The following is a 21,557-nucleotide window of genomic DNA, read 5'->3' as shown; positions in this document are numbered from 1 at the left end:
CGGGTGGAGGGGGGACCACCGGGTTGGCGGGGGACGACCACTCTGCATGGTGGCATGCCGGTGGCGCCAGCAGCCTGGTTGATGCTGCTGATCACATCGACCGCGAGGATCGTCCGTGATCACCCGGAGAGATCATCGTGGCACGATGTGAACCGGCCCAAGATTACGCAATGAACGGCGCCGGGGCACAAAACCGCCCCGATCCGTCGAATCGGCAGGCTGATTCGCACATGATCAGCTATGAACGTGACGAATCGGTCTCTCGCCAGCGAGCTCGGGCCACTACCATTTGGTTGATTTGGTTGATGCGTGCGTTAAGAGGTGACCCAGAGACGCCAGCGTCGCGGCCGCCGCCCGGTCCCCGCCCGGGCCGGATGCGGGCGGGCTCCCGCTCTGGGTCCCCGGTGGAAGGAAACGAAGCGTGAGCACGGTTCTCGTCCGCCGTCGTGACCGGCGGAGGCCCCCCGCGATGCCGCGGGGAGAGATTCTCCTGGAGTCTCCCCCCGAGCTCCCCGAAGTCGAGCCGCAAGGCTTCTCGGCGGTCATGACGTACCTGCCCATGCTCGCGGGCTCGGGCGCCATGGTCTTCATGATGGTCGGCCGCGGCGGCGGCCCGCTGCAGTACGCGGCGGGCGGCATGTTCGCGATCTCGATGTTCGGCATGATGCTGGGCCAGGTCGGCAAGACCGGCGGGGAACGCAAGGTCAAGCTCAACAACGAGCGCCGCGACTACCTGCGCTACCTGGGCCAGGTGCGGCGCAAGGTGCGGAACGCGGCCAAGCAGCAGCGGGAGGCCCTGGAGTGGGGCAGCCCCGACCCGTCCAGCCTCTGGTCGATGGTGATGAGCGCCCGACTCTGGGAGCGCCGCCCCGCCGACGAGGACTTCGGCCAGGTCCGCCTCGGTGCCGGCAACCAGAAGCTGGCGGTCGAGCTGATCGCCCCCGAGACCAAGCCGGTCGAGGACCTGGAGCCGATGAGCGCCGGCGCGCTCCGCCGGTTCATGCGCACCCACGCGAACGTGCCCAACCTGCCGATCGCGGCCAACATCCGCTCGTTCGCGCGGGTCGTCCCGCAGGGCGAGCCCGAGGCCGTCTACGGCATGGTGCGCGCGATGATCATGCAGATCGCCGCCTTCCACTCCCCCGACGACGTGCACATCTCGGTGTGCGCGTCGCGCGAGCGCATGCCCTGGTGGCAGTGGGTCAAGTGGCTGCCGCACACCCAGCACCCCACCGAGTACGACGCGGCCGGCCAGGTCCGGCTCATGAGCGAGAGCATGACCACGCTGGAGGCCATGTTCGGCCCGTCGGTCAAGGACCGGCCGCGGTTCCAGCCCGGCCTCTCGGCCGACGACCTGCCCTACCACATCATCATCATGGACGGCGGCCAGGCGTCCTACGACTCCCAGCTCGCCGCCGACGCCATCGAGGGCGTCTGCATCATCGACCTCACCGGCTCGGCCGCCCAGGTGCACGAGTCGATCACGCTGCGGCTGGCCGTCCAGAAGGAGCGGATCGCCCGCCTCACCAAGGACCGCACCGGCAAGGACGTCGGCACGCGGCTGGGCAAGCCCGACTCGATGACGCTCCAGCAGGCCGAGGCGCTGGCGCGCCAGCTGTCCCCGCTGCGCTCCAGCGCCGCGCAGGGCGGCATGGAGGAGGACGCGCTGTCGGCCGCCACGACGATGACCTCGCTGCTCGGCATCGACAACCCGTTCACCGTCGACGTCCGCGACGTCTGGCGGCCCCGCGCGCCGCGCAACCGGCTGCGGGTGCCGATCGGCATCGACCCCGAGGGCCGTCCGGTCTCCCTGGACATCAAGGAGTCGGCCCAGGGCGGCATGGGGCCGCACGGCCTGTGCATCGGCGCGACCGGTTCCGGTAAGTCGGAGCTGCTGCGCACGCTGGTGCTGGGCCTGGCGGTCACGCACTCCTCCGAAGAGCTCAACTTCGTGCTCGTCGACTTCAAGGGCGGTGCGACGTTCCTCGGCATGGACGAGCTCAGCCATGTCTCGGCCGTCATCACCAACCTCGAGGACGAGCTGCCCCTGGTCGACCGCATGTACGCGGCGCTGGAGGGCGAGATGGTGCGCCGCCAGGAGTACCTGCGGGCCCAGGGCAACTACGCCTCGCTGCGCGACTACAACAAGGCGCGCGAGCAGGGCGCCGAGCTGGCGCCGATGCCGACGCTGTTCCTGGTGCTGGACGAGTTCTCCGAGCTGCTGAGCGCCAAGCCCGAGTTCGCCGACCTGTTCGTCATGATCGGCCGGCTGGGCCGGTCGCTGGGCGTGCACATCCTGCTGGCCTCGCAGCGCCTCGAAGAGGGCAAGCTGCGCGGCCTCGACACCCACCTGTCGTACCGGATCGGCCTGCGGACCTTCTCGGCGCAGGAGTCCCGCGTCGTCCTGGGCTCGCCGGACGCGTACGAGCTGCCGTCGGCACCCGGCCACGGCTACATGAAGTTCGGCACCGAGTCGCTGACCCGGTTCCGCGCCGCGTACGTCTCCGGGCCCGCCACCGAGGACCTCGCGCCCGCCGCCAAGAAGGGCAGCAAGCAGCACGTCCGGCAGATCGTGCCGTACATCCCCGACTACATCCGGCCGCAGATCATCGAGCAGCCGGAAGAAGAGCAGCAGAACAGCGAGAACGAGGTCACCGCGTCGCTGTTCGACGTGGTGGTCAAGCAGCTGGAGTGCCACGGCCCGCCCGCCCACGAGATCTGGCTGCCGCCGCTGGACGAGCCGCCGACGCTCGACGGGCTGCTCCCCACGCTCGCGGTCGTCCCGGGGCTCGGCCTGACCACGCAGAACGACGCGTGGCGCAACAAGCTGCACGCGATCGTCGGCATCATCGACCGGCCGTTCCACCAGCGCCGCGACCCGATGTACGTCGACCTGGCCGGCGCGGCGGGCAACGTCGGCCTCGCCGGCGCGCCGCAGAGCGGCAAGTCGACGATGTTGCGCACGCTGATCGCGTCGCTGGCGATGCTGCACACGCCGCAGCAGATGCAGTTCTACTGCCTCGACTTCGGTGGCGGCACGCTCGCCGCGTTCGAGGACCTGCCGCACGTCGGCGGCGTCGCCAACCGTCTCGACACCGACCGGGTGCGCCGCACCGTCGCCGAGGTCACCTCGCTGCTGGAGCGGCGCGAGCGGGAGTTCGCCGAGCGCGGCATCGACGGCATGGCGACCTACCGCCGCATGCGCAACGCCGGCGAGATCACCGGCGACGGCTACGGCGACGTGTTCCTGGTGGTGGACGGCTGGATGACGCTCCGCCAGGACTACGAGAACCTCGAGCCGGTGATCACCGACCTGACCGCGCGCGGCCTGGGTTACGGCATCCACGTCGTCGCCACGGTCAACAAGTGGTCGGAGTTCCGCACCACGATCCGCGACCTGTTCGGCAGCAAGCTCGAACTGCGCATGGGCGACCCGTACGAGTCCGAGGTCGACCGCAAGCTCGCGGTCAACGTCCCGGAGGGGCGGCCGGGCCGCGGCCTGACCCGCGACAAGCTGCACTTCCTGTCGGCGCTGCCGCGGCTGGACGGCGAGGCCAACGGCGAGAACCTCTCCGACGGCGTCCGCAAGTTCGTCGGCGCGGTCGCCGGCAACTGGCAGGGCCCGGGCGCGCCGAAGGTCCGCATGCTGCCGTCGGTCCTGCCGATGAGCCAGCTGCCCGCGGCGGCCGAGACGGGCAACCGCATCCCGTTCGCCATCGACGAGGACTCGCTCTCGCCGGTCTACCTGGACTTCGCGCAGGAGTCGCACCTGCTGGTCATCGGCGACACCGAGTCCGGCAAGTCCAACATGCTCAGGACGATCGTCCAGGGCATCGTCGACCGGTACACGCCGGAGCAGGCCCGGATGATCTTCCTGGACTACCGGCGGTCGCTCCTGGACAACGCCAACACCGAGCACCGGATCGGCTACGCCGCGTCCTCCACGGCCGCGGCGTCCCTGGTCAAGGACATCGTCGGAGCCCTCAAGAACCGGCTCCCACCCGCCGACCTGACCCCGGACCAGCTCCGCGACAGGTCGTGGTGGAGCGGCCCGGACCTCTACCTGGTCATCGACGACTACGAGCTGGTGGCCACCTCCAACAACCCGGTGACCCAGCTCGCCGAGCTGCTTCCGCAGGCGCGCGACATCGGGCTGCACGTGATCCTGTCGCGCGCGTTCGGTGGCGCCGGCCGCGGCATGTACGACCCGGTCCTGCAGCGCATCAAGGAGATGGGCTCGCCCGGTCTCCTGATGTCCGGCAACAAGGACGAGGGCGTGGTGCTGGGCAACATCAAGGCCCACGCGCTGCCGCCGGGCCGCGGTTACTTCATCGACCGCCGGGGCGGCACCCGCCTCGTCCAGACCGTCCACCACGAGTGACCACCGACACGCTCCCGGAGAAAGGTTAGGTCAGATGGCCGATTTCAGCCTCGGCAACGGCTTCGAGCAGTTCCAGCGCGACATGGAACAGCAAATGGGCGACTTCACCAAGATGAAGGAGCGCATCGACGAGGCCGTGGGCAAGGGCGAGGGGGCCGACGGCCGCATCTACGCCGAGTTCACCGCCTCGGGCGGCCTCACCCGCCTGGACATCGACCCGCGCGCGCTCCGGCTGCCGTCGTTCGAGCTGACCGAGCAGATCCGGCTGGCCGTCAACGCCGCGTCCACCGACTTCCAGGCCAAGGTCCGCGAGGCCAGCGAGTCGATGTTCAAGCTGTCGAACGACCCGGACAAGGGGCTGGACCCCTCCGCCGCGCTCGCGTCACTCGACAAGATCGCCAACGGGTTCGCGGGCCAGATGAAGGACCTGGCCCGCGAGCTCGGCCTCCAGCAGCAGCGCGCCAAGGAGGCCATGGACAACTACCGGGGCCCCGGCCACCCCGGCAACTACCAGGGCTGAGCGCCACGGCTCCTACATCAGCCTGCCGGCGAGCGCGACGACGCCCAGCAGGATGAGGACGCCGAAGAGGACGCCCAGGGCGATGAAGCGCTGCCTGACCTTGCCCTGGGCGTGCTCGACTGCCGCGCGCGTCTCCGGTGACGAGGCGGGGTCGTCCGCCCCGGGCAACCTGCCGCGCATGATGTCGGCCGGGCTCACCCGCTGGACGGGCTGACCGGCCTGCTGGGCGGCGCGCTCGCGCTGCTGCTGCTCGTACTGCGCGTGCACGTTGTTGTCACCGAACCCCGGGTAGGGCGCGGCCTGCTGCGGTGGCCCCTGCTGCTGCGGCGGCTGGTAGGGCGGGCGCTGCGGCTCTCGCCCGGACGGGTCGTTCGGCGGGGGGTATGCCATGTCGTCAGCTCCTGGCCGATGCTCGATCTACTCCGAGCTGCGCAGCAGGTCGAGCGCGATGGGTGCGGCGAGGATCAGCGTACGCAGCGGCTCGGGAAGCTGGTAGTTGAGCTCCAGCTCGTAGCGGTCCTTGCTGGACCAGGCCGGCTGGTGGCTGTCGAGCCGGGCCAGCGCCGTGCGGTTCATGTCGTAGAACGTGCAGAAACGACCGCCGCGCGGGCGTTCCAGCTCCTCGTAGTTGAACCTGCTGACCCGCACCGTCCCGTACTCGACCTCTTCCCAGAGCACGTCACAGAGCTGCTGCCCGTTCGCGTCGAAGAGCCGGTGCGCCTCGGTGTACGACCCGCCGCCGCCCGCCAGCGGCCCGCGCACGCCCTCCAGGAAGCTCTGCGCGGTCGACTGGAGGTTGTACTCGAACCGGCCGATCAGCTGCCCGTCCGGTGACACCACCGCGCACGGCGGCCCCTGGAGGTCGGTGGGGTCGCCGGACGCGGCGGCGCGGTCCGCGAAGAACAGCGGGGTGCCGTCCGGGCGGTCCACCCGGACGACGGCACGGCCCAGGGCCTGCGGCTCCTCGAAGTGCCGTTTGAGCCAGCTCTTCTTGGGCTGCTCCCCCATGACCCGGCCGCCGTGGCCCAGCGGGCCGCCCTCCGGGTCGGTGATGACATAGGTGTTCTCGTCCTTGGGCTGGTCGACCAGCAGAACGGGAGAGTGGTGGATGTCACCCATGGACGGACCTCCGGGAGCGGTTTACGGGGCGCTCTCCCAGGGGGGCTGGAAGTCGCCCGAGGTGTCGTTGATGCCCCAGCCCTGCCCCGTCACCTCGCCGGAGCCGTTCGCGACCTGGACACCCGAGGGAGCGTACTGTCCCTCGGCCGTTCCGCTCCAGGAGCCGTCGTCCACGTTGACGTTGCCCTCGACGCCCCCGCTGACGGTCTCGGTGGGGTCCTCGTAGGTCACCCCGCCCGAGACGGTGTCGTTGCCCTGGTCGTCGTGCTCGTAGCCGCCGGTGACGCCGACGCCGGCCTTGTTCTGGTAACCGCCCTCGGCGTTCCAGGTCTGGGTGCCCTCGGCGTCCTGCGAGTAGCCGCCCGAGACCTCGGCCGAGTTGCCGAGCGGCCCCTCGTACGAACCCTCGGCGTCGACGCCCCAGGCCTCGCCGTCGCCCTTCTGGACGTGCACGCCGCCCTCGTAGGTGGAGCCGCCCGGCGTCTCCACCGTGGCCCCGGCGCCCACGTTCCAGGTGTTGTCGAACGCGCGGTCGGCGTCCAGGTCGACCTCCTGGAGCGGCACGCCCTTGGGCGGCTTGACTTTGCTGCCCGGGAGGGTGGCCGCGTCCTGGTAGCGGTTGACGAACGAGAGGCCGGCGTTGGCGGCGTTCTGGAGCAGGTTGGCCGCGGCGCCCGCGGCGCCCGTCGCCTGCGCCTGGAAGAAGTCGCCGAGGGCCTGCTCGTTGCCCCGGCCCTTCTCGACGAAGGCGGTGAGCAGCGCGCCGCCGGCCAGCACCGCGGCGACGATCTGGCCGCACGCGGCGAGGATCCCGGTGGCGACGGTGGTGATGGTGAGGCAGGTGGCCGCGGTGGCCTGCATGCCCGCGATGGACGGGGAGCCGACCACCGAGGCGGCGGCCGCGATGACCGCGATGGCCAGGGCCGCCAGGAAGGTTCCCATCCCGATCGCGAAGAGCGCGTAGGCGAAGAGCGCGTAGGCGACCGTGGTCAGCGAGATCCCGACGGCCTGGCAGTACGCCTGCAGCGCGTCCAGCTGGGAGCAGAACTCCTGGATCTTCGCCTCGTACTGCGGGCGCGCGGTGTCGGTCCACGCGTCGGCGGGGACGGACTGCACGTTCTGCGGCAGCTCGGTGATCAGCTTCTGGATCGCCTCGGCGGCCTCGCGCCAGGCCTGACCGGCGACGTCGAGGGCGGGCGCGTCGCCCGTGGACAGTTTGAACTGGAACGTGACCATCGCGGCGGGCGGCAGCAGGAACGCCGCCGTCCCGGCCTCGGTGGTGGCCGTGTCCATCAGGGTCTCGACGGCTCCGAGCGCTCTCCCGGCTCCCATGGTCCTCTTCTTCCGTTACGTGGCGGGTCGTTTCGGTCGCGGGGATGGGTGGGCCGCCAGCGCGGCCCCGTCCAGGTCAGACGATCTTGCTGCCGTCCTCGGCGCCCTGGTAGTTCTTGGCCGTGGTCTCGATGTTGGCGGCGTAGCCGCTGAGCATCTCGATGTGGGTCTTGAGGTCCTCGAACACGAACTGGATCGCCCCGGGATAGGCCACGGAGGCCATCGTGCAGGTCACGCTGAACGCGCCGCCCTCGAGGTTGTAGATCCCGTCCGCGCTGAGGTCCTCACCGATCTTCGTCAGCTGCGGCACGAAGGTCTCCTTGAGATCCGTCCCGTGCTGCGCGATCCGCTCCGAGTTGATCTGAAGTTCGCCGCCCACACCTCTACCTTTCGTTCAGGCCTGCCGAAGGTCGACCGCGACGCTCATTGCGGAAGATCGTTAGAGAACTTCGAGCAGGATATGACAAACCGATCGGTCGTTGAGGAGCATGGCTAAAAGTCGACACTCCACCCCAACCCTCACTTCCGGGACCCGAGCCCACGAATCACGGTCGCGGATCCTTTAGAGTCTCTGTGGATCGTGAAGGTTCCGATGTGGAGGCAGGTCATGCGGTGGACGGCGGGCGCGGCTCTGGTCGTGTGTCTTGCGTCACAACTCGCCCTGCCCACCGCGGCCGAGGCGGCCCCCACCAAGTGCGAGCCCGAACGCGGCAACCTGCCCAAGAGCGAGATCACGCTCGCGCCGTGGCCCCAGCAGGCGATGCCGCTCGACAAGGTCCACGAGCACGCCACCGGACGCGGCGTCCGGGTCGCGGTGATCGACAGCGGCGGTGACAACAACAACCCGCAGCTCAAGTTCGAGCCCACCATCGACCTCACCAGGACCGGCAAGCGCGACTGCGTCGGCCACGGCACCGAGGTCGCCGCCATCATCGGGGCGAAGAAGGGGCACAGCCTCTTCCACGGCGTCGCGCCCGACGCCACGATCATCCCGATCAAGTACGCGGCCGCCGCCACGCAGAACGACCCCGCGCTGCTCGTCAAGGGCATCTACGAGGCGATCAAGGCGCGCGCCGACATCATCAACATCTCCTCCGAGACCCACGCCGCCTCGCCGCAGCTGCGGGCCGCCGTCCTCCAGGCGACCGCCAAGGGCATCCTGATCGTGGCGTCCGCGGGCAACATCGACCCGGAGCGGAAGGGCACCCCGACGCCGGCGTTCCCCGCCCAGTACGAGGAAGTGCTCTCCGTCGGCTCGTTCGGCCAGGACGGACAGGTGAGCCAGTTCTCCAACGCCCGCACCCGGGTCTCGGTGATCGCCCCCGGCAAGGACATCGTCACGATCGCCCCGGACGGCGGCTACATCTCCAAGGAGGGCGGCACCAGCTTCGCGGCCCCGTTCGTCGCCGGGGTCGCCGCGCTCGTCAAGCAGCAGCACCCCGAGCTCAACGGCCAGCAGATCATGACCCGTATCGAGCGCACCGCGCAGGGCTCCAAGGGCGACGGTAGCGGCTCGGGCCAGGTCAGCCCGCTGGAGGCGGTGACGAGCGTCATCGACGTGAACGCGGTGGGTGCGCCCCGCGCGGAGCCGGGCTCGCTGACCCTCCCGAGGCGCGACACGGTCGACGCGACGACCCGCGCCGTCGCCCTCGGCATCGGCGGCGGCGCCCTCGGGCTGGCCGCCCTGGTCGTCGCCGCCGGCATGGTCATCCCGGCCGGCCGCCGCCGCGGCTGGAAGCCCGGCCAGGTCACCTTCTCCGACGACGACACCGTCACCCCCACCCGCCGCGTCCGCTGATCCGCGGCCGGTCCCGTCCGGCGGCCACGTGCGGGGCTGCGCCGCCTCGGTCACCACCTGGGTGAATTCTCCATCTATGGGCGGTTGTCAGCGGTAGACGTTACGATCTGGCGGCATGCAGCCCCTCCCCCCGGTTGCGCCGCCCCCCGCCTCCGAGCCACAGGCCGAGGAGCCGGCGCGGCGACGTTTCCTGGTGCCCGCGATCATCGGCGGCGCCGTCGCCGTCCTGCTGCCGGTGTTGTGGCTGACCGGCGGGCTCGACCAGACCCCGCAGCAACCCCGGCGGGCCCCCGAGCAGATCGTCGACCAGGGCAAGTTCACCGTCACCGTGCACGACGCGCGCATCACGACCGACAAGGGGGTCTTCGACACCAAGCCACAGCGCTACGTCGTGGTGCGCATGCGGGTCGTCAACAACGACAAGGAGACCGCGTCGCTGAGCTCGGGCGGCCTCAAGGACGGCGTCGCCGCCCGCACCAAGGCCGGCACCTGGCTGAAGCCCGACGACGTCGAGGGCATGTCCGCGGGGAGCCCGGTGACGTCCGTCCAGCCCGGCCTGCCCATCGAGGCGACCGCGATGTGGAAGATGGGGCCCGCCGACTCGCCCAGGCAGTTCACGGTCGGGCTCCTCGAATGGGAGTTCGGCACCGGCTTCACCGACGCCGAGTACCGCTGGCGCGTGGTCGAAAAGGCCGAAGACCGCCTCGCCGCCCTCTTCACGCTCCCGGTGGCCGCCTCGTGAACGCCAGGTTCGTCCTCATCCGCGGCGGCGCCGGAGTGGCCGGCTGCGCCCTCCTCGGCGCCGCGATGTGGCTCTACACCGTGGAGCCCAAGGTCGACGCCGAGGTGCTGGATCCCATCCGCACCAGCGGCAAGGTCGGCAAGGTCATCTCCAACCCCGAGTTCGATCTCAAGGTCGAGGGCGTCGTCGTGGCCCGTTCGCTGAAGCAGGGGCTCGGCAGCATCACCAGCCGGCCCCCGGTCACCACGGACGGCGTCTTCCTGATCGTCACCGGCCGGGCGATGGCCCAGAAGGAGCCGATGACCCTCGACACCGCGGTCCTGGAGACCCCCGGCGGCTACACGTTCAAGAAGGCCTCCCGCACGAGCGTGTCCAGCAACCTCGCGTTCTCCGACTTCCAGCCGCTGATCTGGGGCAGGTGGAGCCACATCTTCGAGGTCCCCAAGAACCGCCTCGCGGGAGCCCACATGGTGATCAGCGAGAGCAGCCTGTTCATCGCCCCCTCGGCCGCGACCGAGGTCGACCTCGGCATCACCAAGGCCCGGGCCACCCAGATGATCAACACCGCCGCGGTGAACTACGACCCGTCAGGACGCTCATGAGCTCGCCACCCCACTGGGACGGCAATCCCCCGGACGAGCAGCCCCCGAGCGAGCCCCCGCGCGGCAAGCACGCCAGAGGGCAGGCCTCCCCGCCCTCCTCCCAGTGGCCCACCGACCCCCCGCCCCCGAGCCGGCCGGACGCATACGGGCAACCAGGCACGGGCGCGCACGCGAAGCCCGGTGCCCACGCACAAACGGGGCCGCAGCCCGGCACGTACGGCCAGACCGGCCCCCAAGCACAAACCGGCGCGCACGCACAAACGGGCCCGCAGCCCGGTGCGTACGGCCAGACGGGCCCGTACGCGCCGCCCCCCGGCGCATACGGCCAGACCGGCGCTCAAGCACAAACCGGCGCGCACGGACAACCCGGGCCGCACGGACAGACCGGCGCACAGGCACAACCGGGCGCTCAGGCACAGACCGGCGGACACGGACAGACCGGCGGACACGGACAGACCGGCGGACATGGACAGACCGGCGGACATGGACAGACCGGCGGACATGGACAGACCGGCGGACATGGACAGACCGGCGCGTTCGAACAGACCGGAGCACGCGCACAATCCGGCAAGCACGCACAGACCGGTGGACACGCGCAGCCTGGTGCTCGGGCGCAGACGGGTGCGTACGGGCAGACCGGTGGTGCGTACGGGCAGCAGACCGGGGGGTTCACGCAGCCGGGGTGGGAGACGCGGCGGGAGCGGGACCCGTTCGAGAAAACCCGGCGGGAGCGGGATCCGTTCGAGGAGACCCGGCCTGACCCCGGGCCGAGCGCGGAGGAGCCGGCCGAGGAGGAGAAGCCGCGGCGGGCGAAGCTGCCGGGCGAGCGGCGGCTCTACGAGCTGATGGCGCTGATGACGCTGGCGTCGGTCCTGCTGGGCCTGCGTTGGGTGGAGTCGCAGGACACCGCGCACAAGACGTTCGACCCGCCGGAGAAGGTGATCCCGGTGGCCAAGGGCGGTGCGGGCGTCCTGATGGACGCGGAGTGGCGGATCACCAACCGGACGGCGCAGAAGTCGGCGCTGACCCCCGACCAGGACGTGTCACGGATCGAGGTGACGTTGACCGCGCGGCCGCTGAACGCGAACGGGTCCAAGGCGCTCGCGGGCTTCGGGATCACCTATCGGCTGCGCGACGCGGACGGCCGGATCTGGAAGGCGGCGGGCCTGCCGGTCGGGACGCCGCGTCCCGGCCAGCCGGTGCAGTTCGCCGTCAAGGTGTCGCTGCCCCGCTCCAAGGCCGACTCGGTCTCGCTTGAGGTGCTGGCGCCACGACCCCTGGCGACGACGAAGCGGGGGGCGCCCCAGCCTTTGCTGCGGTTTGCACCATGACGCGGGTGACGACGAGGTTGAACGCGGCGGCCAGCAGGCAGATGCGCAGGGCCTCGAAGACCATCGCGGCGCCGTAGCCGATGAACGGCAGGGCGCCGGTCCACCAGGCCGCGTCGTGCGGGCCGAGCAGCTCGTAGATCTGGCGCCGGGCCATCACCTCGACGACGTTGAGCCCCATGAAGAGCGCGGCGAACGTGGCGAACGGCACGAGGCCTGACCGGCGCACGAGGCGCAGGCCGTACCAGGCGGGCAGCCACATCTCGCGGAAGCCGCGGGTGATGAGCTCGCGGGGGCTGTTGGTGCGCGCCATGCCGCTGGCCCGCGCCAGCCGCCGGGCGGTCCGGCTCCGGCCGAGGACCACCTCCTCGTCGGTGGCGTCCAGGCCCAGGATGACGCCGGCGATGACGAGCCAGATCAGCCCGCCGAGCACCGCGTGCTTGAACGAGGGCCAGAGGGCGAGCACGCCGCCCGCGACGTCGTTGAGCCAGCCCCAGACCTCGCGCTGGGTGATCCACTCGCCCGCCTCGCCGCGCAGGTGGTCGATCGTGAAGATGGCCGACAGCGCGAAGTTGATCTCGATGAACGCCAGGATCAGGCCGGACACCCGGGGCAGCCTGGACCGCATCAGCCACTCACCGAGGATCTTGAGGACGATGAAGCCGACCGTGAGCCCGATGGCCAGCTTCATGTGCTCGCCGACCTCGATGGCCAGCCCCAGCCCCTTGGTGGCCCCCTGGATGCCGCCCTCGGCGAACCCGCGGCTGACCGCGGCCTCGGCGAAGTCGAGGGCGTCCTCGCGCATCATCCCCCACGCGAGGTAGAAGATGACGAACGGCAGGACGGCGCGGTTGAGCGCGTCGAGGGCGCCCTCGTCGTTGCCGACCGCCCACGGGGTCAGGTCGCCGTCGGCCTCGCGCGCCTGCACCACGTCCAGGCCCTCGCGCACGCAGTGCACCATCGCCACGGTGATGACCAGACTGATCATCACCAGCACGCTGATGGTGACCAGCGGCATGACGGTGGCCACGGTGCCCTTGCCCTGCCCGAGCCGGTAGCCGGCGTACATCGCCCCGTACCGCAGCAGCTCCCCGACGGTGAACCAGAGCGCCAATGGCAGCGCGAAGCGCGCCGCGAGCTTGAGAGTGGCCCACGGCAGCACGAGGGGGGAGCGAGCCGACAGTTCGAACATCTCGGAGATGCTATCGAGCACAGGCGACAGATCGGCACGAATAGGCAGGAGAGAGTCTCGCGCCACCCCGCGCGGCCCCCGAGGGCCGCCCGGCCGGAACGCCGAACCCCGCCGATCGCACGTGGCGGGCGGCGGGGTTCGGCGTACGGAACGAGGTGGCCTCGGGTCAGATGGCGACCTCGAGGGCGGCGACCTCACCGACCTTGGCGGTGACGGCGTTGTCCACGCTCACGCCGCCGGCGGCGAGCACGCGGACGGTCCAGTCGCCATCGGCGGCGAAGAACCGGAACACGCCCTCGTCGCCGGTGACGACCTCGGCGGTGAACTCACCGGTCGAGTCGAGCAGGCGGGCGTAGGCGCTGGAAACGGGGGCACCGTCACGGGTGACCGTGCCCTGGATGACGGCCTCGTTGTTCAGGTCGACGGTCGCCGGAAGGTGCGCCGTCTGCGCGGGCGCTGCGCAGCCCTGAGTCATCTCTCCTCCTTCTCCGCCGGCGGGCGGATGAGTCGATCCGCTGAGAGGGGCGGAAGGTCCTGCTGCTTGCTACTTGGGCTCGCCGAGCTCGACCGGCACGCCCACCAGCGAGCCGTACTCGGTCCACGAGCCGTCGTAGTTCTTGACGTCGGGCAGGCCGAGCAGCTCGTGCAGCGCGAACCAGGTGTGCGACGAACGCTCACCGATGCGGCAGTAGGCGATGGTGGACTTGCCGAGGTCGACGCCGGCCTCGCCGTAGATCTCGCGCAGCTCGTCGTCGGACTTGAACGTGCCGTCGTCGTTGGCCGCCTTCGACCACGGGATGCTGCGCGCGGTCGGCACGTGGCCGGCCCGCTGCGCCTGCTCCTGCGGAAGGTGCGCCGGGGCGAGCAGCTTGCCGCTGAACTCGTCGGGCGAACGCACGTCGACGAGGTTCTTGGTGCCGATGGCGTCGACGACCTCGTCGCGGAAGGCGCGGATGGTGAGGTCCTGGTCCTTGGCCTTGTAGTCGGTGGCCGGACGGCTCGGCACGTCGGTGACCAGCTCGCGGGAGTCGAGCTCCCACTTCTTGCGGCCGCCGTCGAGCAGCTTGACCTGGCCGTGGCCGTAGAGCTTGAAGTACCAGTAGGCGTAGGCGGCGAACCAGTTGTTGTTGCCGCCGTAAAGGATCACCAGGTCGTCGTTGGCGATGCCCTTGGCGGACAGCAGCTGCTCGAACCCGGTCTTGTCGACGAAGTCGCGGCGGACCGGGTCCTGCAGCTCGGTCTTCCAGTCGATCTTCACGGCGCCACGGATGTGGCCCTTGTCGTAGGCGGAGACATCCTCGTCGACCTCGACGAGAACAAGACCCGGGGCGTCCAGGTTGGACTCCACCCAGTCGGCGTCCACCAGGACGTCGGAGCGGCTCATACGGGAACCTCCCAGTCGGAATGCTTCTTCGGAGAAATGCGGCGGACCAGCAGATACATTTCGCAGCCGAGGCAGAACCCGAACGCCGCGTTCAGGAACGCCGCCCCCAGTGCGAAGGCGGTGGCACCGATGCCGAGCCATTCGATCCCCAGGGCGTAACCGACCGTTCCGACCAGGGCGAAGACCAGGCCGACCGCTTGGGCGAACCGCGGCGGAGCGGCGTCTTCGTAGTCCTTGGGCGGGCCGAGACGGGGCCGGATCAGCAGTCTGAAGACCATCCCGTACGGGGAGTACCGCAGGCCGAGGAAGGCGCCGAGTGCGAACACCAGCGCCTGGCAGGCCAGCAGCACCCAGTTTCCCTGGACGAGCACCGCGATGAGGACGACGGATGTGACGGCCGCGGCAAAACGCTGCCCTCTCGGGTCAACCTGCATCGGGAGTGCTCCTAGAGCGGAGAATCGTGCGTACGAGCGAAGTCGGAGAAATGCTCGGGGGCGAACGGGCTCGATGCCTCAGGCCATGCGACAGAGCGAGGCGGCCACGCGGCAGAAGTCGACCGCGCGGCGCTTCGTGAGCATCTGCTCTGTCCGGTCACGCACGTACACAGGGTAAGCCGACTTTCCGCGGGCTGTCACATCTGTCTCGACTTCCGAGACACTGACCGCGGCCTTCACGCAGGTCAACGGGTCGCCGTTCATGAGGTCGCCGCGTCTCCCAGAGCCGCGATGACATCGGCCTTCCGAGGCTGCCCGGACGCTCGCCGGACGACGTGTCCCGACCGGTCGAGGACGAGCACGGTTGGGGTGCGGATCACATGGAGACGGCGGACGAGGTCGAGGTTCCGCTCGGCGTCGATCTCAATGTGTGAGACGCCGTCGACCATGCCGGCGACCTCTCCGAGCACCCGCCGGGTGGCCCGGCAGGGCGCGCAGAACGCGCTGGAGAACTGCACCAGGGTGGCCCGCTCGCCGAGCGGCTCGCCCCCGAGGTCCGCGGCGTCGAGCCGCTCTCCCCCGGCGGCGGGAACCTGCGCGGGCACGCCCGCGTCGTCGATGTCGCCGTCCGGCATGTCCACCTCACGTGATCCGTCCGGCTCGCGCGCCCCGGCCGTTCCGACCTGGCGCAGCACGCCGTCGCGGCGCCGCCGGGCCAGCCCGAAAACGGTGGCCGCCAGCAACACGCCGATCGCCACGAGTGCACCAGTCATCGTCAGATGAAAGTACCCGGGAGCCGTGAAGATTCCCGTTCCGCCCCCGAACCTCGGTGCGGGAGCGGTCACGCCGGGACGGTCAGCAGCGGCTGGCCTTCCACGGTGACGACCTCGAACGAGAAGAGCTGGTCCCGCGGGATCATCGTGGAGGCGGGGTATTCGCCGTAGCCGCGCCGGTACGCGACGAACCAGCTGCCGAGCGGGTCGCGCTGCCCGTTCTTGGCCACCGCGTAGAGCCGGCAGCTCCCCTCGTAGGGGGCCCCGCGCAGGTAGAACTCGACGCGGGTGCCCCAGCGCTTCTTGTAGAGCATCACCCGCGCCTCGAGCTTGCCGTCGGGCGAGCGGGCGATGAGCTGCTCGGCCTTGGGCGGCACCGTCGGGGGCGTCGGCGGGGGCGTCACGGTCCGCACCGCGACGGGCCGGTCGTCGCCGGCCAGGGACGTGACCCCGATCGCGCCGCCGACGAGGCCTCCCACGACCAGGAGGACCGCCGCGGCCGCCGCCGCCGGCGCCCACCGCGAGACCCGTCCACGCCGTCCGCCGTCCCCGCCGCGGGCGCCGTTTGCCCCGGCCAGCCAGGCGAGCGGGCGCCGGCGTTCGTCGGCGGCCTTGGCCAGCAGGCTGTCGAGCATCTCCTCGGGCGGCCCGGCGACCTGGGCGATCTGCGCCTCGTTCACCCGGCCCAGCAGCGCCGGGAGCGCGGCCAGCGCGGCCAGCTCGTCCCGGCAGGACGGGCAGGCCGACAGGTGGGTCTCGATCTGGCTCCGCTCGGCCGGGTCGATCGCCCCGAGGACGTACACCCCGAGGGTGGCCCGCATCTCACCGCACCCCGTCATGGCGCCAACCCCCGCTCCTCCAACGCGAGTTTCAGCGCCCGCAACGCGTAATAGGTCCTCGACTTGACCGTGCCGGCCGGGATGCCGAGCGTCTTGGCCGTCTCCGCCACCGACCGGCCCCGGTAGTAGGTCTCGACCAGCACCGCCCGGTGCGGGGGGCTGAGGTCGGCCAGGGCCTCGGCGACCGTCCACGACTCCAGCGCCCGGTCGATGTCGTCGTCTCCGGCGGTCTGCGTGACCTGCTCGTCGATGCCGGTCTCGGGAGGCCGCGCCCGCCGTGCGCGATGGGCGTCCACCACCAGGTTGCGGGCCACCGTGAACAACCACGGCCGGACCGGGCGCCCGGCGAGCGCCTCAGGGTGCCGCCAGGCGCGCAGCAACGTCTCCTGCACCACGTCCTCGGCCTGCGGCCGGTCGCCTCCGGTCAGCCGGAGGACGTAGCCGAGAAGAGGACCGCCGTGCTCGTTGTACAGGGCGCGCAGCAGCCCTTCATCCGCGGTGGGACCCACACCAGTGACACGTACGCGGTCGGGGCCCGGTTCACAAGACCACCGCTTTTCCCGCTACCGAAACTCGATCGTTCTGTGATCAGGCGGTCGGAAGGTCGTTCAAGCGGACGTTCTGGGCGGTGGCGGACACCCGCAGCCCCTCGGGCGTCGGCTCGATCCGGCTGATCCGCGACCCGACCGGCAGGTTGGCCACCGGGACCGTCCAGCTGACCAGCTGGCCGACGGCGGGCAGCTGCGGCAGGCCGGTGAGCCCGCCCGAGATCGGAGTGATCACGATGCCCTTGGCGCTCGGCTTGACCGCGACGACCGCGCTGCCGCTGAGCGGGAAGCCCGCGACCGAGCCGCTCAGGTCGACCTGGAGGTTCTCGCCCTTGGCGGCGATCCCGGTGACCTCCTTGGGCGCCTGCTGCTTGATCACGCTGTAGGGGATGACGGCGGACGCGGTGGCCTCGCGGGCGGTGATGTTGTTGGAGTTGCCCGCGGCGACCTCCGACAGCGGCGCCTGGACGCCGCGCATCTCGACCGTGACGTCGCCGACGGTGACACCGCGCTCGGTCCACTGGCCGAGCTTCACGTCGATCTTGTCGTACTCGCCGCCGATCGCCTGCGTCAGGAACGGGAATCCGTGGATCTCGACCTCGGGCTCCTGCTTCAGGTCGTACTGCGCCGACACCTGCCGGGCGATCTCGTCCTCGGCGAAGCGGACGCCGAGCCGGTCGGCGGCGATCACGCCTCCGATCAGCAGGACGAGCAATACCAGCAGTGCTTTCCGCATGTCTCTCCTCTGGGCGACGGCGGCGATCGCCACACGATAGTCGGCACGGACCCGGCGCCGAGTCGCCTTGGGGATTGAGATCGCCGGACGCGCGCGTAGGTTCGCGGAACTACCCGCGAACGTCGCCCCGAACTGTGATCTCAGCCACCCGCGAACGGCGGCAGGACCTCGACGACGCCGCCCTCGGGCAGGGTGACCGAGTCGTGCGCGCGGGTGCCCACCGGGTCGCCGTCGACCAGGAACGAGCTGCGCTCGACCACCCGCCGGAAGTCGCCGTCACGCCCGTCCCGCAAGGCCGCACCGGCGATGGCCTCGGCCAGCGTGTCCGCCTCGTAGGGCTCTTCGGCGACACCGGCGGCGGCCTTCGCCGCGGCCCAGTATCTGATCGTTCCGTTCGCCATGGCCCCAGGATCTCATCCCGGCGACACCGGAAACCTGTCGTAAACGTCCCATTGCCCTGGAGGACCACTCGGATATGCTCAGCGTGAGGGATCCGGGCGACGAGGCCATGGAGTTCATTTCCAGCCTTCATGGTCACCTCTCCTCGAGTCGGCCATGCCGGGCTGGGAGATGGACCGCCTGGGTCCTACGTCTTTTGAGGGCGAGGAGGCGGCACTTGAGCAGCTTGCTCCTGCTGACCAACGCGTTGGAACCTTCCGACGAAGTCCTGCCCGCACTGGGGCTTCTCCTGCACTCGGTGCGCGTCGCGCCCGCGGAGGCATCCGCGCTGATCGACGCGCCACCCGCGGACGTGGTGCTCGTCGACGCCCGCCGTGACCTGGTCCAGGCCAAGAGCCTGTGCCGGCTGCTGCGGACGACGGGGCTCGACTGCCCGCTGCTGGCGATCGTCACCGAGGGCGGTCTGGCCGCGCTGAGCCCGGAATGGGGGCTGGACGACGTCCTGCTCCAGTCCGCCGGGCCCGCCGAGGTCGAGGCCCGCCTGCGCCTGTCGGTGGGCCGGGTGTCGGTGGCCGAGGCCGACGAGGTGCCGGGCGAGATCCGCAGCGGTGAGCTGACCATCGACGAGGCGACCTACACGGCCCGGCTGCGCGGCCGCGTGCTCGACCTGACGTTCAAGGAGTTCGAGCTCCTCAAGTACCTCGCGCAGCACCCTGGTCGCGTCTTCACGCGCGCCCAGCTGCTCCAGGAGGTCTGGGGCTACGACTACTTCGGCGGCACCCGCACGGTCGACGTCCACGTCCGCCGTCTGCGCGCCAAGCTCGGGGCCGAATACGAGTCCCTCATCGGAACGGTCCGAAACGTGGGCTACCGATTCGTCCCCGACCACCGGCCCGGCGAGACCGAAGAGGCCTCCGTACCTGTGTGATCCTGCGGTGCGCGATCGCTCCTGAGGCGGCGTTTCCGCCCCGTCTCGGCGCGTTCATGCACTTGGAGCGATCCAGGCGCCCGGTCAGTCCCGGGCGTCCCTGTCGCCGTTCCCGCCGCCGTCCCTGTCGTCCCTGTCGTCCCTGTCGTACCTGTCGTCGCGGTCCCGCTCGTGGGCGTGGGAGTCCATCGACTTGTGGAGCTCCTCGAGGTTGACCTTGATCTCGTGGCCCACCCGCTGGATCACGCCACGGCCCTGGAGCCAGCTGAGCGCGCGCCCGGCCGCGCCGCGCGAGGTGCCCGCCCAGTTGGCGAACTCCTCGCTGTTGACGCCCGGGTTGACGGCGACCTCGCCTTCGCGGCCGCGGCGTTCCCGATGCGCGATCTGGTGCAGCAGCTCGATGACGCGGTCGCGGGCACTGCGCGCCGCGCGGATCTCGTTGGCCGACCGCAACCGGCCGCTCATGACCTGGAACATCGCCTCGGACATCACCGGCGAGCCGAGCGCGAGCCTGCGGAACTGCTCGCCGGGCAGCTCCAGCACCTTGATCATGCCCTTGGCCACCGCGCTGGCCAGCCGCGGCCGGCGGTCGACCGCCTCGAGCTCGCCCACGATGTCGCCGGGGCCCAGCAGGTCGAGCACGGTCTCCTTGCCCCGGTCGCTGACCATGCAGACCTTGACCCGGCCCTCCATGACCACGTACACCCGCTCGGGCGTGTCCCCCTGGAGCATGAGCGAGTGCGTGTCGGGGATGATCCGGTAGCGCCCGAGCTCGCTCAGGGCCCCCTGCGCCGAGGCGTCCAGCAGCTGCCAGAACGTCTGGTGTTCGGCCACGCGGTCGTCCTCCGTTCCACCGGTCCGGCGCGAACGGACGGCGATCGCACCGGCGCAGGCCGCGCCCGCACCCCCCAGTGCAAGCGCGGCCCGGCGGCCGGTCAATGAACTGTGACGCGGACCACGGCCCGAATCACGGCCCGAAGGCATCAACCGGCCCCGGCGAACGTGTTGAGGGCCGTCCACACCACCAGGACCGCGGCGCAGCCGAACGCCCACCGCAACGCCGCGTGCGCGTGGTAGTGCCGGTCGTGCGCCTCGGCGATGAGCATCTGGACGTGCTCGTAGAGGACGGGCCCCGAGGGAGCGCGGGACGGCGTCCGCAGGTAGGGCCGCCAGCCCGATCGGGCCGGCGCGTCGGTCGCCCGCCGGAGCGCGCTCAGCGGGTGCAGCACGTCCCCGTGCGTGAGGGCGAGCAGCGCCGCGCAGCGCAGGCTCGCCGCGCCCAGGATCACCAGGACCGCCAGCCGCGCCCCCGCGAGCGGCCGGTCCAGGTCGTGGACGGCACCGGACTGGAACAGCAGCCCGGTCACGACGAGCGCCAGCGCGCCGCCCGCCAGCAGGACGTCCTGTCCTGACCTGCGGAGCAGCACGGCGAACTCGCCGAGCAGTTCCAGCGCGCGGTCGTCCGGCGGGAGCGCGCCCGCCCCGTCGTCCGGAGACCGTGGCCTGGTAGGGGTCATGGACCTCTCCTCCCGTGAGGTGGAGAGTCCAGGAGACCCCGGCGGCGCCCGGCGCCGACAGCCGCTTTGCACCCGCCCCGCCGCCCTTTTGGAGCGCCGTCCCGCGTTCCGTCCGGGCTCCCCGCGCGCGCCGATCGCGACGCGTCCGCGCGCCTTCTGGGACGGCTGGGCGTCTCGAACGGCCCGATCAGCCGAAGCGGCCCGTGATGTAGTCCTCGGTGGCCTTCTCCTCCGGGTTGGTGAAGATCTTGCTCGTCTCGTCGATCTCGATGAGCTTGCCGGGCTGGCCGGTGCCGGCGATGTTGAAGAACGCCGTCCGGTCGCTGACCCGGGCGGCCTGCTGCATGTTGTGGGTGACGATGACGATCGTGTAGAGGTTCTTCAGCTTGGCGATGAGGTCCTCGATCGCCAGCGTGGAGATGGGGTCGAGGGCCGAGCACGGTTCGTCCATCAGCAGCACCTGGGGCTTGACCGCAATCGCGCGGGCGATGCACAGGCGCTGCTGCTGACCGCCGGACAGGCCCGCGCCGGGCTTGCTGAGGCGGTCCTTGACCTCGTTCCACAGGTTGGCGCCCTGGAGCGACTCCTCGACGATCCCGTCGAGCTGGGACTTGCGGCGAACGCCGTTGAGCTTGAGCCCGGCCGCCACGTTGTCGTAGATCGACATGGTGGGGAACGGGTTGGGCCGCTGGAAGACCATGCCCACCACGCGGCGCACCGCGACCGGGTCGACCTCCTTGCCGTACAGGTCCTCGTCGTCGAGCATGACCTTGCCCTGCACCCGGGCGCCGGGGATCACCTCGTGCATCCGGTTGAGGGTGCGCAGGAACGTGGACTTGCCGCAGCCCGACGGCCCGATGAACGCGGTCACCGAGCGCGGCTCGACCGTCATCGAGATGTCCTCGATGGCGTGGACGCCGCCGTAGTAGGCGTGCAGTCCGGAGACTTCGATGCGCTTGGCCATGACGGTGGTGCTCCTATCGGG

General features: G+C 70.7%; 24 protein-coding genes. 7 read left to right on the top strand and 17 right to left on the bottom strand.

Annotated features, from left to right (window positions below; all coding sequences use genetic code 11):
• The first annotated feature begins 421 nt into the window (after positions 1-421).
• Both eccCa and ABZ810_RS03455 read left to right on the top strand, forming a co-directional pair.
• Entirely contained in the window at positions 422-4,381 is a 3,960-nt protein-coding gene (gene eccCa / locus ABZ810_RS03460) for a type VII secretion protein EccCa (protein WP_358398609.1), read from the top strand.
• A 34-nt stretch (positions 4,382-4,415) separates the two neighbouring features.
• On the top strand, positions 4,416-4,901 hold the full coding sequence (locus ABZ810_RS03455; protein WP_358398606.1) for a YbaB/EbfC family nucleoid-associated protein: 486 nt from the start codon (positions 4,416-4,418) through the stop codon (positions 4,899-4,901).
• A 12-nt stretch (positions 4,902-4,913) separates the two neighbouring features.
• Here the strand turns inward: ABZ810_RS03455 and ABZ810_RS03450 are convergent, their stop codons facing one another.
• From ABZ810_RS03450 to ABZ810_RS03435, 4 genes are all read right to left on the bottom strand, one after another.
• Positions 4,914-5,291 (bottom strand): hypothetical protein, encoded by a 378-nt coding sequence (locus tag ABZ810_RS03450; protein ID WP_358398604.1) that lies wholly within the window; start codon positions 5,289-5,291, stop codon positions 4,914-4,916.
• A 27-nt stretch (positions 5,292-5,318) separates the two neighbouring features.
• On the bottom strand, positions 5,319-6,020 hold the full coding sequence (locus ABZ810_RS03445; protein WP_358398601.1) for a hypothetical protein: 702 nt from the start codon (positions 6,018-6,020) through the stop codon (positions 5,319-5,321).
• 21 nt (positions 6,021-6,041) lie between these two features.
• On the bottom strand, positions 6,042-7,352 hold the full coding sequence (locus tag ABZ810_RS03440; protein ID WP_358398599.1) for a hypothetical protein: 1,311 nt from the start codon (positions 7,350-7,352) through the stop codon (positions 6,042-6,044).
• Positions 7,353-7,428: 76 nt separating this feature from the next.
• Positions 7,429-7,731 carry a hypothetical protein gene (locus tag ABZ810_RS03435; protein ID WP_358398597.1) on the bottom strand — a complete coding sequence of 101 codons (303 nt, stop codon included), beginning with the start codon at positions 7,729-7,731 and terminating at the stop codon, positions 7,429-7,431.
• A 228-nt stretch (positions 7,732-7,959) separates the two neighbouring features.
• On the opposite strand from ABZ810_RS03435, the gene ABZ810_RS03430 reads away from it, so the two are divergent.
• From ABZ810_RS03430 to ABZ810_RS03415, 4 genes are all read left to right on the top strand, one after another.
• Positions 7,960-9,150: a S8 family serine peptidase gene (locus tag ABZ810_RS03430; protein WP_358398594.1), complete on the top strand. Its 1,191-nt coding sequence runs from the start codon at positions 7,960-7,962 to the stop codon at positions 9,148-9,150.
• A 115-nt stretch (positions 9,151-9,265) separates the two neighbouring features.
• Positions 9,266-9,892 carry a hypothetical protein gene (locus ABZ810_RS03425; protein WP_358398591.1) on the top strand — a complete coding sequence of 209 codons (627 nt, stop codon included), beginning with the start codon at positions 9,266-9,268 and terminating at the stop codon, positions 9,890-9,892.
• Positions 9,889-10,494 (top strand): hypothetical protein, encoded by a 606-nt coding sequence (locus ABZ810_RS03420; protein ID WP_358398588.1) that lies wholly within the window; start codon positions 9,889-9,891, stop codon positions 10,492-10,494. Before ABZ810_RS03425 ends, ABZ810_RS03420 begins: the two co-directional genes overlap by 4 nt.
• Positions 10,491-11,825, top strand: coding sequence for a hypothetical protein (locus ABZ810_RS03415; protein ID WP_358398587.1), 1,335 nt, complete (start codon positions 10,491-10,493; stop codon positions 11,823-11,825). Before ABZ810_RS03420 ends, ABZ810_RS03415 begins: the two co-directional genes overlap by 4 nt.
• On the opposite strand, the gene ABZ810_RS03410 is transcribed toward ABZ810_RS03415, so the two are convergent.
• The 10 genes from ABZ810_RS03410 to ABZ810_RS03365 form a co-directional block, all read right to left on the bottom strand.
• Positions 11,707-13,014 (bottom strand): hypothetical protein, encoded by a 1,308-nt coding sequence (locus ABZ810_RS03410; RefSeq protein WP_358398585.1) that lies wholly within the window; start codon positions 13,012-13,014, stop codon positions 11,707-11,709. The genes ABZ810_RS03415 and ABZ810_RS03410 overlap by 119 nt on opposite strands.
• Before the next feature lie 166 nt (positions 13,015-13,180).
• Positions 13,181-13,489 carry a DUF1416 domain-containing protein gene (locus ABZ810_RS03405; RefSeq protein ID WP_358398584.1) on the bottom strand — a complete coding sequence of 103 codons (309 nt, stop codon included), beginning with the start codon at positions 13,487-13,489 and terminating at the stop codon, positions 13,181-13,183.
• 69 nt (positions 13,490-13,558) lie between these two features.
• Positions 13,559-14,398: a sulfurtransferase gene (locus tag ABZ810_RS03400; protein ID WP_358398582.1), complete on the bottom strand. Its 840-nt coding sequence runs from the start codon at positions 14,396-14,398 to the stop codon at positions 13,559-13,561.
• Complete coding sequence (locus tag ABZ810_RS03395; RefSeq protein ID WP_358398580.1) at positions 14,395-14,832, bottom strand: DUF4395 domain-containing protein; 438 nt, start codon at positions 14,830-14,832, stop codon at positions 14,395-14,397. The genes ABZ810_RS03400 and ABZ810_RS03395 overlap by 4 nt, the downstream gene beginning before the upstream one ends.
• Positions 14,833-14,910: 78 nt before the next feature.
• Complete coding sequence (locus tag ABZ810_RS03390) at positions 14,911-14,976, bottom strand: putative leader peptide (RefSeq protein WP_353819285.1); 66 nt, start codon at positions 14,974-14,976, stop codon at positions 14,911-14,913.
• A 116-nt stretch (positions 14,977-15,092) separates the two neighbouring features.
• On the bottom strand, positions 15,093-15,467 hold the full coding sequence (locus ABZ810_RS03385; RefSeq protein WP_358398962.1) for a thioredoxin family protein: 375 nt from the start codon (positions 15,465-15,467) through the stop codon (positions 15,093-15,095).
• A gap of 206 nt (positions 15,468-15,673) precedes the next feature.
• Positions 15,674-16,426, bottom strand: a complete 753-nt coding sequence (locus ABZ810_RS03380; RefSeq protein ID WP_358398578.1) for a zf-HC2 domain-containing protein — start codon at positions 16,424-16,426, stop codon at positions 15,674-15,676.
• A gap of 14 nt (positions 16,427-16,440) precedes the next feature.
• A complete protein-coding gene (locus ABZ810_RS03375) occupies positions 16,441-16,953 on the bottom strand; it encodes a sigma-70 family RNA polymerase sigma factor (protein ID WP_358398576.1) in 513 nt (170 codons plus the stop codon).
• Between the two features lie 79 nt (positions 16,954-17,032).
• Complete coding sequence (locus tag ABZ810_RS03370; RefSeq protein WP_358398574.1) at positions 17,033-17,728, bottom strand: DUF2993 domain-containing protein; 696 nt, start codon at positions 17,726-17,728, stop codon at positions 17,033-17,035.
• Between the two features lie 140 nt (positions 17,729-17,868).
• The gene (locus ABZ810_RS03365) at positions 17,869-18,129 is read right to left on the bottom strand and encodes a MoaD/ThiS family protein (RefSeq protein WP_358398572.1); all 261 of its coding nucleotides are present in this window, start codon (positions 18,127-18,129) and stop codon (positions 17,869-17,871) included.
• A 215-nt stretch (positions 18,130-18,344) separates the two neighbouring features.
• On the opposite strand from ABZ810_RS03365, the gene ABZ810_RS03360 reads away from it, so the two are divergent.
• The gene (locus tag ABZ810_RS03360) at positions 18,345-19,055 is read left to right on the top strand and encodes a response regulator transcription factor (RefSeq protein ID WP_358398570.1); all 711 of its coding nucleotides are present in this window, start codon (positions 18,345-18,347) and stop codon (positions 19,053-19,055) included.
• An 84-nt stretch (positions 19,056-19,139) separates the two neighbouring features.
• Here the strand turns inward: ABZ810_RS03360 and ABZ810_RS03355 are convergent, their stop codons facing one another.
• From ABZ810_RS03355 to pstB, 3 genes are all read right to left on the bottom strand, one after another.
• On the bottom strand, positions 19,140-19,889 hold the full coding sequence (locus ABZ810_RS03355) for a Crp/Fnr family transcriptional regulator (protein ID WP_358398568.1): 750 nt from the start codon (positions 19,887-19,889) through the stop codon (positions 19,140-19,142).
• A gap of 149 nt (positions 19,890-20,038) precedes the next feature.
• Positions 20,039-20,572 (bottom strand): hypothetical protein, encoded by a 534-nt coding sequence (locus tag ABZ810_RS03350; RefSeq protein WP_358398565.1) that lies wholly within the window; start codon positions 20,570-20,572, stop codon positions 20,039-20,041.
• Positions 20,573-20,759: 187 nt separating this feature from the next.
• Positions 20,760-21,536, bottom strand: a complete 777-nt coding sequence (pstB, locus tag ABZ810_RS03345) for a phosphate ABC transporter ATP-binding protein PstB (RefSeq protein ID WP_358398563.1) — start codon at positions 21,534-21,536, stop codon at positions 20,760-20,762.
• Between the last annotated feature and the right edge of the window lie 21 nt (positions 21,537-21,557).

Origin of the sequence: Spirillospora sp. NPDC047279, assembly GCF_040643285.1 — a bacterium.
In the GTDB taxonomy this organism is placed as follows: Bacteria; Actinomycetota; Actinomycetes; order Streptosporangiales; family Streptosporangiaceae; genus Spirillospora.
The sequence above is the reverse complement of the archived record's forward strand: the minus strand, read 5'-3'. Positions and strand labels throughout refer to the sequence as shown.